This is a genomic window from Aeromonas sp. EU05-FHT14A05 (genome assembly GCF_058791175.1).
In genome coordinates this window covers 23,791-35,454 of sequence record NZ_JBYTDH010000014.1, presented here as the reverse complement: position 1 = coordinate 35,454, position 11,664 = coordinate 23,791, and the positions used below count along the sequence as shown (strand labels likewise).

Sequence of the window (11,664 nt, the reverse complement as noted above, 5' to 3'; positions counted from 1 at the left end):
ATCCGAAAACCTAGAGGCGGCGCAGGCACCACATGAAGTAAGCGCCCCCTAACAGGGTGGAGACCAGCCCGACCGGCACCTCCTGCGGGAACAGGATCTGCTGGCCGACCCAGTCCGCCAATACCATGAGCAGGGCCCCGCATCCCGCCGCACCGAGCAGGTGCCAGCGGGCCCGCACCAGCCCCATCAGCTTGGCCATGTGGGGGGCCAGCAAGCCGGCGAAGGAGAGCGGGCCTATGACCATGGTCGCACTGGCGGTGAGCACGGCCACCAGCAGCAGTATGATGAGCTGGGCGCGGTTGAGACGAATGCCGAGCGCCGTCGCCACCGCCGGCCCCATGGGCATAAGATCGAGCCAGCGGCTCACCAGCAGGCAGGCCGCCAGCATCAGCAGCGCCAACCCGGTCAGGCCATAGGCCACCGGCAGGGTGACGTAATAGGTGGAGCCGGACATCCAGGAGAGCAGCTGCTGCACCCGCAGATCGCCGTTGGCCAGGGCGATGGCCTGCAGCGGCTCGAACAGTGCCGTGATGGCGATGCCGGAGAGCAGGATCCGCTCAGGCTGGAAGCCGTGCTTGCGGTTGACCAGCACCAGCAGCAGCAGGCAGCCGAAGGCACCAAGCAGACCCCCCAGCAGCATCATGGGCAGCGGCAAGGCGGGCAGCAGCAAGGCCGTCGCTATCACCCCCATAAAGGTGCCGCCGCTCACCCCCAGCAGCTCCGGGCTCGCCATGGGGTTGTTGCTGACCCGCTGCAGCAGGGTGCCCGCCAGGGCCAGCAGCACACCGGCAGCACCGGCAGCCAGGGTACGCGGCAGGCGCCACTCCAGCTGGGCCTGCCACCTGAGCCAGCTCGGCCAGCTCCAGCCCTGCATCCCCTGCCCGACCAGCAGGGACGCAACCACCGCCAATAGCAACCCCATCAACAGCAGGCCGATAAGGCGAGCGGGCGCCCCATGGCGCGCCACCGTCAGGCCGCTAGCGGCCTTGGGAGCGCCTGACTTGAAGGCAAGCCGAGGGATAAGCCAGAGCAGCAGAGGGGCCCCCAGCAGTGCCGTCATGGCCCCGGTCGGGATCAGCACAGGCCAGAAGCGGCTCAGGGATTGCAGCAGCAGATCCGTGGCCGCCAGCAGCAAGGCGCCCAGTATGGGGGCCCACAGCAGGCGCTGGCCGAGCTGCCTCACCCCCAGCAGTCGCACCATGGCCGGCGCCGCCAGCCCGATGAAACCGATGAGCCCCACCACGCTCACCACGCAGGCGGTGACGAAGACCGCCAGACCGAGGCCGGCGAAGCGCAGCTGCTTGAGGGAGACCCCCAGGCTGCGGGCGCTGGCATCATCCAGCTCCAGCACGCCCAGCGGGCGCACCAGCAGGACGGCCAGGACCCCAGCCAGCAGCAGGCGGGGCAGCAAGTAGCTCACGCCGCTCCAGCTGTTCTGGGCCAGGGAACCGCTACCCCACACCAGCAGGCCCTTGAGCTCCTCCTGGAAGAAGAGCAGCAGCCCCATGCTGATGGCCGCCAGATAGAGGTTGATCACCAGCCCGGCGAATACGATGACCACAGGGTTGAGCTGGCGACGCCAGGCCAGGGCAAACACCAGCCCCATGGCGAGGCTCCCCCCCGCCATGGCGATCCACTCGCGCCCGATCAGCAGCAAGGAGGGGGCGAACAGGGTCACCATCATCAGCGCCAGCTGGGCGCCGGAGGCCACCCCCAGCGTGGTGGGGGACGCGAGCGGGTTACGCAGCACCTGCTGCATCAGGGTGCCGGCCAGCCCGAGGGCGGCACCGGCCAGCAGGCAGACCACCAGCCGCGGCAGCCAGCTGAAGTGGATGACCGCCTGGCGGGCATCGTCCAGCCTGGGGGAGAAGAGCGCCTGCCACCAGAGAAAGTCCGGCAGCTGGCGCGCCAGCTCACCACAGGCCAGCACCAGGGTCAGCGCCAGCAGGCAGAGGCCCGGGCGCAGCAAGGGAGAGGAGACGAAACGATTCATTGGGCTTCTCCCTTGAGGGCCACGCCGCCCTGAGGCTGCAGGGCCTCACCGAGCAAGGTGGCGAAACGACGGGCGGCCAGCATGCCGCCGAAACTCCAGGTCGCGGGCAGATGCAGCACGGGCGTGTTCTGTACCAGCGGCAGGTGCTGCCAGAGCCCGGGTTCCTGCAGTTTTTCACTCACCCCCACGGGAATGGGATCCACCACCACCAGCCTGGCCTCGGGAATGGCCAAGAACTGCTCGAGACTGGCCACCGAGAAGCCCCAGGCATTGGTCTCCCCCTGCCAGGCATTGCGCAGGCCGAGCCGCTCCATCACCGCCTCGAACAGGCTGTGGCGGCCAAACACCCGTACATGGCGCTCGTCGATGAACTGCACCACCAGCAAGGGGGGCAGATCGGCGGGCAGCGTCTCCTTCATCTGCGCCAGATCCCGCTCCAGCGCGGCGAGCTGGCGCTCGGCCTCGGCGGTTCTGTTCACCAGCGCGGCTATGGTCAGGGTCGCCTCGCGCAGCCGCAGCCACAGCTCGGCATCGGGTTCATAGAGGGCGATGGACTGCACCGGCGCGATGCGGGACAGGGTCGGCGCCAGGGGGGCCGCCAGCGGGGAGATGAGGATGAGATCGGGTTTGAGCTCAGCCAGCAGTTCCCGGTTGGGCTGGGCCCGCAGACCGATGTCGATCACCCCGGCGGGGAGCCTGGGTTCGCCGACCCAGGCGCGATAAGAGTTCACATCCCCCATGGCCAGCGGGGTCACGCCGAGGGCCAGCAGGGTTTCGGCTATGGTCCAGTCCACGGTGGCGATGCGCGGAACAGTGCCGCCGGCAACAGGGGTTGCGGGCTGCGTCTCGGCCTGCGTCGCCAGCGGCAGCAGCAGGCTGACGAGGCAGGGGGCCATCTTCAATAAAAGGTTCAAGAGCTCCCCCGATCAGACGATGGCGATGGCGTGGTCATGAGCCGGATGGCGAATGACCTCCATGGGGATGCCATGGTGCATGGAGTGCAGGGTCTCGCCAGTCTGCGGTGATATGGGTACAAATAAACGCATCGGGATAACAAACCTTGTCTAAACGATGGCGATGGCATGGTCATGAGCCGGGTGGCGAATGACCTCCATCGGGATGCCATAGATGGCATGCAGGGTCTCGCTTGTCATGATGCGTGAAGGCTCACCGTGGGTCAGCAGACGACCGCCGTGCAGCGCCACCAGCCGATCGCAGAAGCGGGACGCCATGTTGATGTCGTGAATGACGATGATGACCCCGAGGTTGAGCTGGCGACTCAACTGTTTGACGAGGGTGAGCACCTCCACCTGATGAGCCACGTCCAGGGCGGCCAGCGGTTCGTCCAGCAGGATGAAGCGGCTCTCCTGGGCCAGCAGCATGGCCAGCCAGACCCGGCCCCGCTCGCCGCCGGAGAGGGTATCCACCAGCCTGTCGGCAAACCCCTCGGTATGGGTCAGCGCTATGGCCTTGTCGACCTGGCGGTGATCTTCCGCCCCCATGCGCCCCAGCAGGCCGCGCCAGGGATAGCGCCCCATCTCCACCAGCTCCCGGCCGAGCAGGTTCTCGGCGCTCGGCAGATGCTGGGGCAGATAGGCCACCTGACGGGCGAAGTCCCGGTTGCGCCACTCCTGCAGCGGCTTGTCATCGAACAGTATCTCCCCATCGCTCAGGGGCTGCTGGCGTGCCAGCAGCTTGAGCAGGGTGGATTTGCCCGAGCCGTTGTGGCCGATGAGGCCGTAGACCTGACCCTGCTCGAAACGCAGGCTGGTGGGTTGCAGCAGGGTGCGGTCGTTGACCACGAAGCTGGCGGCTTTCATCTCAAACATGATCTGCTCCCGTGCCGGCTCTGTGCTCGACGCTCGGGTCGGTGAGCGCCATGGCTCGGCGAGCGTTCACCATAAAACCGGCAGATTTCCTCTCAAACATGATTCATTCCTGTACTGAAAGGGGTTGGCGCTCGCCTCCCCCTTGCGGCCGGTATCAGACCGGCACCTCGCTATCGAGATGAGCGACCGCATCCCGGCTCACCTGCTCGCGCCGCTCGCCGGTCAGCTCGGTGAGCTGGCCCTGACGCATCTCCAGCAGGCGATCCGCCAGGGAGAAATAGAGATCGTCGTGGCTGATGGCGATCACCGTCTTGCCCATCTCCTTGAGGCGTGGCAACAGCACCTGATAGAAGATGCGGCGGAACTGGGGATCCTGATCCGCCGCCCACTCGTCAAACAGCATCACCTCGCGCTGCTCCGCCAGTGCCAGCAGCAGGGCGACCCGCTTGCGCTGCCCCTGGGAGAGATCGATGTTGGCGATGAAGTCCTCCTCGATGGCCAGCTTGCTGCCCATCTGCAGCCGCTCCAGCCACTCGGCCACCAGGGCCTCTTTCGGCTCAGGCCCCAGCAGGTGCTGGAACAGGTGGTAGTCGGTGAAGATGGCGGAGAAGAGCGCCAGGTAGGCGTTGCGATCGGCAATGGGTTCACCATCCAGCAGGATCCGGCCAGAGACCGGCTGATAGAGCCCGGTCAGCAGCATGGCCAGGGTCGACTTGCCGGAGCCGTTGCCGCCAATGATGAATATCTGCTCCCCCCGCTCAATGGTCAGATTGATGGGGCCCACGGCGAAGCCGCCCTCCCCCTGATAGTGAAAGCTCACCTGCTCCAGCTCGATACGTTGCCAGGCACTGGGGGCCGGCGGCAGCGGGAACTTGGGCTCCGGCTCGGCCAGATTCAGGGTCGCTATCTTGTCGAACGCCACCTGGGCCGAGATCAGGGTCGGCAGGGCCCCGATGCCCTGCAGCAGCGGGGTGCGCAGGAACAGCAGGGTCAGGGCGAAGGTGGCGGCCACATTGGTATTGGCCCAACCGAGGCCGTTGGCCAGGAAGAAGACCAGGCCTATGGCCCCCAGCATCATGATGTTCGACCAGTTCACCGCGCTCAGGTGATAGGTATCGGCACGGATGATCTCCCGGCGGTAGTCCCGGGCGTTCTGCTCATAGAGCTGGTGATAGACGAAGTGGGCCCGCTCGCGGTTGAGCGCCAGCTCCTTGCTGCCCGCGATGATGGACTGGTAGTTCTGGTAGAGCCTGTCCTCGGCCTGACGCATCCGGGCCAGGTGGCGATAGACCCGGTTCACCAGCAGCCAGCCCACCACCATGGTCACGGTCACCCAGAGGGCGGTGACACCGAGCAGGGCGGGAGAGAGCAAGCCGAGGTAGATGATGGAACCCAGGGTGAGCACCAGCCCCTGCACCAGCTCCGGCAGGCGCACGAAGGCGATGGTGATCTGGCCGATGTCGCTGGAGAGGGAGGCCAGCAGCGGCCCCTGCCCTATCTGGCGAATGCGGGCGACGTCGGTGTCCAGCAGTTGCTTGAGCAGGCGGCCGCGCAACCGGTAGACGAAATGATGACCGAGGGTGGTCAGGGCCAGCTGAGAGCCGAGCGTGATCACCAGCAGCAAAAAGATAAGGCCGACAAGCTGACCCAGGATCGGCAACGGATCGCCGACTGACTCGATAAGATATTGATTAATAAAGGCAATGACACCTATCCCGCTGACAGCACTGAGCAGGCTGAGCAGGGTAATGGCGATGAAGGGCCAACGGTATTGGCGGTAAACCAGTGACAAGAGTTCCATGACAGGCCTGTGTACAAAAAGAAGGAGGGCGGGAGCTTGAGGCTCCCGCCCGGCCTGTATCTTACCAGCGGTAGTTGACTGAGCCGACTATGCTGCGCGGCTCGCCGTAGTAGCAGTAGTAGTCACAGCTCGCTACATAGGTGTCGTTCAGCAGGTTGTTGACGTTGACCTGGGCACGCCAGTTCTTGGCGAAGTCATACCCGATCATCGCATCCCACACCGTCTGGGCCGGCACCTGGGCCGAACCGTAGATGGGGGTGTAGTCCGCATTCACGGCACCTATGCCGACGCTGGAGCCGATGTAACGCACCCCGGTGCCCACTTCCAGCCCGGAGACCGGACCCTGCTGCACCTTGTAGTTGCCCCAGAAGGAGGCCTGGTGACGCGGGATCAGGCTGGCCTGGCGATCACCGTTGCCGGTGTCGTTGGTCTTGGCATCGGTGTAGGTATAAGCAGCGGTCAGGCGCAGCGCCTCTGTAGCCTGCACGCTCCCTTCCAGTTCGATCCCCTGGGAGGTCACTTCACCGGCCTGGGTCTGCTGGCCGGAGCCGGTAGAGACGAGCGAGTTGGTCTGTTCCAGATCGAACAGCGCCAGGTTGATGTAGCCATCGAGGAAGCTGGGGGCGTACTTGATGCCGGTCTCATACAGCTTGCCTTCCAGCGGCTTGTAGGAGTTCTTGGTGTTCGGGTCTATGCCAGGCAGCACCTCGAACGACTCCGCATAGGCGAAGTACGGGGAGAGGCCGTTGTCGGCTAGGTACATCAGGCTGCCGGAGAGCGAGAGGTTGTCGTCATACTGCTTCTCGTTCTTGCTGGTGGCTTCGCTGATGTTGTGGGTCTCCACATAGTCGAAGCGGCCGCCTGCAGTCAGCAACCAGCGATCGTCCCAGCGGATCTGATGCTGGGCGTAGAGGCCGCTCTGACCCTTGGTGTTCTTCTGATAGGTGGCGGTGGACTCGTCGAAGCCGGGGAAGCCGCTGTAATCCGGGTTCATGGTGTCGATGGACCCCATGCCGTAGTTGTCGGCCTCGACCCCTTCGTTCACGTGGCGCTGCAGATCTATCCCCATCAACAGGGTCTGCTCGGTGCGATCCGTGTTCCAGTAACCCACCAGCTGGTTGTCCATGGTGGCACTCTTGGTGTCGCCGTCACGGTAGACCAGGCCGCGGTAGGCGGTGGTGCCTTCATAGGTCGGGAAGATATAGGTCTGGCGCAGCAGCAGATCGTTGTAGTTGAAGCGGACGTTCTGCTTGAACTCCCAGGTCTGGTTGAACTGGTGGGCCAGCTCGTAACCGGTGGAGATCTGGGTGTTGCGGTTGCGATCGTAATCCGGCTGACTCAGGTTGGTACTGGGATCGATCTGGCCGCCTTCGGTATTGAGGGTGCCATAGACGGGGAAGAAGCCGTTGGTGGGCACCCCTTCATCGTGCAGGAAGCTGGCCAGCAGGGTGAGGCTGGTGCGATCCGAGATGTCCAGGGTCACGCTCGGCGCCAGGTAGGCGCGCTCGTTGTAGGTGCCATCCAGCACGCCGTCGCGCTCTTTATAGAGCGCAACCATGCGATAGCGGCTGTCGTCGGTCAGATCGTCGGAGAAATCGACCCCGACCTGGCGCAGGTCCCGGTTGCCCAGTTGCAGATTGACCAGGCCTTGCGGGGTCGCGGTGGGGCGCTTGCTGATGGAGTTGATGACACCGCCGGGAGGCGCCTCGCCGTAGAGGATGGAGGCCGGGCCCTTGAGCAGCTCCACGCTTTCCAGACCAAATGGCTCCGGTGTCCAGACATAGTAGCCGGTGCCGAACAGGCGGTTGCCATCGAGGTACTGGGCGGCATCGAAGCCACGCACCTTGAACCAGTCGGTGTTGTTGTCCGAGCCATAGAAACCGGTCAGCACGCCGGAGCGGTAGCGCACGGACTCGTCGAGCTGCTGCACGGCGTGCTGATCCAGCTCTTCACGGTTGACCACGGAGACGGCGCGAGGAGTCTCGGCCATGGGCACCTCGACCTTCATGGCGGTGCCGGTGACCACCATGGTTTCAGCCGCCTTGGGCAGCTCTTTATCCACCGGTTCCGCGGCCAGCACCGGCAGGCTCGCCAGCAGGCAGGAGAGCTGCAATAGCTGGGCCCCCTTCTTTCGCATCACTGCATCTTGGGTATTTTTTTGCGCAATCATATAAGTGTCTCAAATATCAATGAGTTATAAATTGGTTTCTTATTATGGGTGCCCAATGCTGCCGGTCTGCCCGACTCCTTAGGCGAATAAATCGGCATAATGCTACTACAGGAGCCATGATCGAATCGATTCAATAATTGCTAATCATTTGCATCTCTATTGTTACCTGTTGTATCAACGGGTGCCTTTTCCGGCAGAAAGACTCATTCAGGAGGGTGATCAAGAGAAGGGAACACAGAGGAAGATGAAAAAAGATGGCGAGGGCCGCCTTTGCCATAAAAATCGTGCAGGATTCTTATCCCCAAGCTTTATCCATATTTATCCACATCCTTTGGCGGTAGAATCCCGGCTCTCCGTTTCTTTCGATGACATCAGGATCCATTCCATGGCCAAACTCAATCTTGTCGTCGGCTCCATGCTGGGCGCCGCCGAATATGTCGCAGATCATGTCGCCAGCCTGCTGGAACAGGCGGGCCACCAGACCCGGATCCACAACCCGGCCAGCCTGGCCGAGGTGCTGGCGGAGCCGGATGCGATCCTGCTGGTGATCACTTCCACCCACGGTGCCGGCGATGTGCCCGACAATCTTCAGCCCTTCGCCAAGGATCTTGCCGACCAGCATCCGGATCTCAACGCCTTGAAATATGGGGTGATCGGGCTTGGGGACCGCAGTTATGACACCTTCTGCCAGGGTGGCAAGACGCTGGATCGACTGCTGGCCGAGTGTGGCGCCAGCCGGATCGGGGATCGTCTGGAGATAGACGTGACCCAGTACGAGATCCCGGAAGACGCCGCCGAAGCCTGGATCCAGGACTGGATGCAGATGATCGCCTGATCAGGGCCTGGGAGATCCGGTAAAAACACCTTGATCTCCCCTCTTACCCCCAAATTCCTATCCACCAGGTTATTAACAGATAGATCCGGGAGAGTTGTTCTACAGGGTTACCCACAACGCCCAGGGGTAATGTGTATAACTACAGTGTTAAGCTCTGTAAAACCTATAGTTATCCATGTATGAGATCTAATCCAGTTCTGGTCTGTGTATAAAACCACTGGTTATCCCCCCGTTCACGGCCTTGGGATCCAAGCTTTTCCACAAGCTGGGATCGTCTTTAAACGGATGATCTTTATGATCAAAAAGGGCTTATCAACAGAAACCCCGGATCCTAATAAAAGATCCAGTAAAAGATCGATCTAAAGATCCTTAAGATCTACTAACGGATCCTGCATCCATACTGATCCTGAAGTAGACGTTCCCCTCAAGAGGCGAAACGGATAGAATGATCCGCCCTTCAGCCCAGGCAAATAAAGATCTTCAGGCGTGCAGATCAAGGTGATCCCCAATGCAATACCATGAACAATTTGATGTGATCGTCGTCGGTGGCGGTCATGCAGGAACCGAAGCAGCAACGGCGGCCGCCCGTATGGGCCTGAATACCCTGTTGCTGACCCATAACATCGATACGCTGGGACATATGTCCTGTAATCCGGCGATCGGCGGGATCGGCAAGGGACACCTGGTCAAGGAAGTAGATGCCCTGGGCGGGATCATGGCGCAGGCCATCGATCTTGGCGGGATCCAGTTCCGCACCCTCAACTCCTCCAAAGGGCCTGCGGTGCGTGCCACCCGTGCCCAGGCGGATCGCCTGCTCTACAAGGCCGTGGTGCGCCAGACCCTGGAAAATTACCCGAACCTGAAGATCTTCCAGCAAGCCTGTGACGATCTCGTCATGGACGGGGATCGCGTCGCCGGCGTGGTCACCCAGAGCGGGATCCGCATCAGCGGCAAGACGGTGGTGCTGACGGTAGGAACCTTCCTGAACGGTTTGATCCACATCGGGATGGAAAACTACAAGGGCGGCCGCGCCGGGGATCCACCCTCGATCGCCCTGGCCCAGCGTCTGCGTGAGCTGCCCCTGCGCATCGATCGGCTCAAGACAGGCACGCCGCCACGCATCGATGCCCGTACCGTCGATCTCTCCGTGATGCAGCAGCAGCACGGTGACGATCCTCGCCCCGTCTTCTCGTTCATCGGCAACGCCAGCCAGCACCCGCGTCAGGTGCCCTGCTACGTTACCCACACCAACGAGAAGACCCACGAGGTGATCCGCAACAACCTGGATCGCAGCCCCATGTACGCCGGGGTGATCGAGGGGATAGGCCCTCGTTACTGCCCGTCGATCGAGGACAAGATCACCCGTTTCGCCGACAAGACGGCGCACCAGATCTTCGTCGAGCCGGAAGGCCTGACCACCCACGAACTCTACCCGAACGGGATCTCCACCAGCCTGCCGTTCGACGTGCAGGTGCAGATCGTCCGTTCGATCCGTGGCTTCGAGAATGCCCACATCACCCGCCCCGGCTACGCCATCGAGTACGACTTCTTCGATCCGCGGGATCTCAAGGCCAACATGGAGAGCAAGTGCATTCCAAACCTCTTCTTCGCCGGCCAGATCAACGGCACCACAGGCTATGAAGAGGCGGCCGCCCAGGGGCTGATGGCCGGTCTGAACGCCGGTCTGCGCGCCCAGGGCAAGGATGCCTGGCATCCCCGCCGGGATCAGGCCTACATGGGTGTGATGATGGACGATCTCTCCACCCTGGGTACTCGCGAGCCCTACCGCATGTTCACCAGCCGCGCCGAATACCGTCTGCTGCTGCGGGAAGACAACGCCGATCTGCGCCTGACCGCCATAGGTCGCGAGCTGGGCCTGGTGGATGACCATCGCTGGAGCCTGTTCAACACCAAGATGGAGCAGGTGGAGCAGGAGCGTCAGCGCATGCGTTCGACCTGGATCCACCCGCAGCACCCGTCGCTGGAGGCAGTCAACGCCCTGGTGAACACGCCCCTGACCCGGGAGCAGAGCCTGGAAGAGCTGCTGCGTCGCCCCGAGGTGACCTACGATGCCCTGATGGCCATCGAAGGGGTCGGCCCGGCGCTGGAAGACGCGGCCGCGGCGGATCAGGTGGAGATCCAGATCAAGTACGCCGGCTACATCGAGCGCCAGCACGACGAGGTGGAGAAGCAGCTGCGTAACGAGAACACCCTGTTGCCGCTGGACATGAACTACCGCGACGTGAACGGTCTCTCCAACGAGGTGATCGCCAAGCTGAACGATGCCAAGCCGCAGACCATAGGTCAGGCCTCCCGCATCTCCGGCATCACCCCGGCGGCCATCTCCATCCTGCTGGTTCACCTGAAGAAACACGGCCTGCTGCGTAAAACCGCCTGAGGAATCCCATGCTGGAAAGATTGAACGGCCTGCTCATGCAGGCCGGTATTGTTATCACCGACACCCAAAAGACCCAGTTGGTGCAGTTGGTTGAGTTGCTGCACAAGTGGAACAAGGCTTACAATCTCACCTCGGTGCGGGATCCGGACGCCATGCTGGTCAAGCACATCCTCGACAGCCTGGTGGTGAGCCCTCACCTGCACGGTGAGCGTTTCATCGATGTGGGCACAGGCCCGGGTCTGCCCGGCCTGCCGCTGGCCATCATCAATCCGGACAAGCAGTTCGTGCTGCTCGACAGCCTGGGCAAGCGGATCAACTTCATCCGCCAGGTGATCCAGGAGCTGGGGCTGACCAATGTGACGCCAGTCAAATCCCGGGTGGAGGAGTATCAACCCGAGGTGGGCTTCGATGGCGTTCTCAGCCGGGCCTTCGCCTCCCTGGAGGACATGTTGAACTGGTGTCACCATCTGCCGTCACCCGAGGGCAGCTTCCTGGCACTCAAGGGACAATATCCCGAGCAGGAACTGGCACAGTTGCCTGCCAGCATTCGTCTGGTTGCCACCCATCAGCTGGTGGTGCCCGAACTGGAAGGTGAGCGTCATCTGCTGGAGTTTAAAGCCATCCAGCCCGAATAGGGC

8 protein-coding genes are annotated in these 11,664 nt (G+C 62.6%); 3 read left to right on the top strand and 5 right to left on the bottom strand.

The window, feature by feature from the left end; all coding sequences use genetic code 11:
- Positions 1-10: 10 nt before the first annotated feature.
- The 5 genes from fhuB to AC3WR3_RS17545 form a co-directional block, all read right to left on the bottom strand.
- Entirely contained in the window at positions 11-1,993 is a 1,983-nt protein-coding gene (fhuB, locus tag AC3WR3_RS17565; protein WP_492292589.1) for a Fe(3+)-hydroxamate ABC transporter permease FhuB, read from the bottom strand.
- Positions 1,990-2,889, bottom strand: coding sequence for an ABC transporter substrate-binding protein (locus AC3WR3_RS17560; RefSeq protein WP_492292651.1), 900 nt, complete (start codon positions 2,887-2,889; stop codon positions 1,990-1,992). The genes fhuB and AC3WR3_RS17560 overlap by 4 nt, the downstream gene beginning before the upstream one ends.
- Before the next feature lie 168 nt (positions 2,890-3,057).
- Positions 3,058-3,822: an ATP-binding cassette domain-containing protein gene (locus tag AC3WR3_RS17555; RefSeq protein WP_492292587.1), complete on the bottom strand. Its 765-nt coding sequence runs from the start codon at positions 3,820-3,822 to the stop codon at positions 3,058-3,060.
- A 154-nt stretch (positions 3,823-3,976) separates the two neighbouring features.
- Entirely contained in the window at positions 3,977-5,623 is a 1,647-nt protein-coding gene (locus tag AC3WR3_RS17550) for a multidrug ABC transporter permease/ATP-binding protein (protein ID WP_492292585.1), read from the bottom strand.
- Between the two features lie 61 nt (positions 5,624-5,684).
- Positions 5,685-7,793: a TonB-dependent siderophore receptor gene (locus AC3WR3_RS17545; RefSeq protein WP_492292584.1), complete on the bottom strand. Its 2,109-nt coding sequence runs from the start codon at positions 7,791-7,793 to the stop codon at positions 5,685-5,687.
- A 385-nt stretch (positions 7,794-8,178) separates the two neighbouring features.
- On the opposite strand from AC3WR3_RS17545, the gene mioC reads away from it, so the two are divergent.
- From mioC to rsmG, 3 genes are all read left to right on the top strand, one after another.
- Positions 8,179-8,628 carry an FMN-binding protein MioC gene (gene mioC / locus AC3WR3_RS17540; protein WP_427229632.1) on the top strand — a complete coding sequence of 150 codons (450 nt, stop codon included), beginning with the start codon at positions 8,179-8,181 and terminating at the stop codon, positions 8,626-8,628.
- Positions 8,629-9,136: 508 nt separating this feature from the next.
- Positions 9,137-11,026, top strand: coding sequence for a tRNA uridine-5-carboxymethylaminomethyl(34) synthesis enzyme MnmG (gene mnmG, locus AC3WR3_RS17535; protein WP_139437145.1), 1,890 nt, complete (start codon positions 9,137-9,139; stop codon positions 11,024-11,026).
- Between the two features lie 8 nt (positions 11,027-11,034).
- Complete coding sequence (gene rsmG / locus AC3WR3_RS17530) at positions 11,035-11,661, top strand: 16S rRNA (guanine(527)-N(7))-methyltransferase RsmG (protein ID WP_106887825.1); 627 nt, start codon at positions 11,035-11,037, stop codon at positions 11,659-11,661.
- The last annotated feature ends 3 nt before the right edge of the window (positions 11,662-11,664 follow it).

Coding starts and splice junctions, on each gene's coding strand:
- AC3WR3_RS17550 (WP_492292585.1), bottom strand. CDS start 5,623: ATGGAACTCTTGTCACTGGTTTACCGCCAATACCGTTGGCCCTTCATC.
- mioC (WP_427229632.1), top strand. CDS start 8,179: ATGGCCAAACTCAATCTTGTCGTCGGCTCCATGCTGGGCGCCGCCGAA.
- mnmG (WP_139437145.1), top strand. CDS start 9,137: ATGCAATACCATGAACAATTTGATGTGATCGTCGTCGGTGGCGGTCAT.
- AC3WR3_RS17560 (WP_492292651.1), bottom strand. CDS start 2,889: ATGGCCCCCTGCCTCGTCAGCCTGCTGCTGCCGCTGGCGACGCAGGCC.
- AC3WR3_RS17545 (WP_492292584.1), bottom strand. CDS start 7,793: ATGATTGCGCAAAAAAATACCCAAGATGCAGTGATGCGAAAGAAGGGG.
- AC3WR3_RS17555 (WP_492292587.1), bottom strand. CDS start 3,822: ATGTTTGAGATGAAAGCCGCCAGCTTCGTGGTCAACGACCGCACCCTG.
- rsmG (WP_106887825.1), top strand. CDS start 11,035: ATGCTGGAAAGATTGAACGGCCTGCTCATGCAGGCCGGTATTGTTATC.
- fhuB (WP_492292589.1), bottom strand. CDS start 1,993: ATGAATCGTTTCGTCTCCTCTCCCTTGCTGCGCCCGGGCCTCTGCCTG.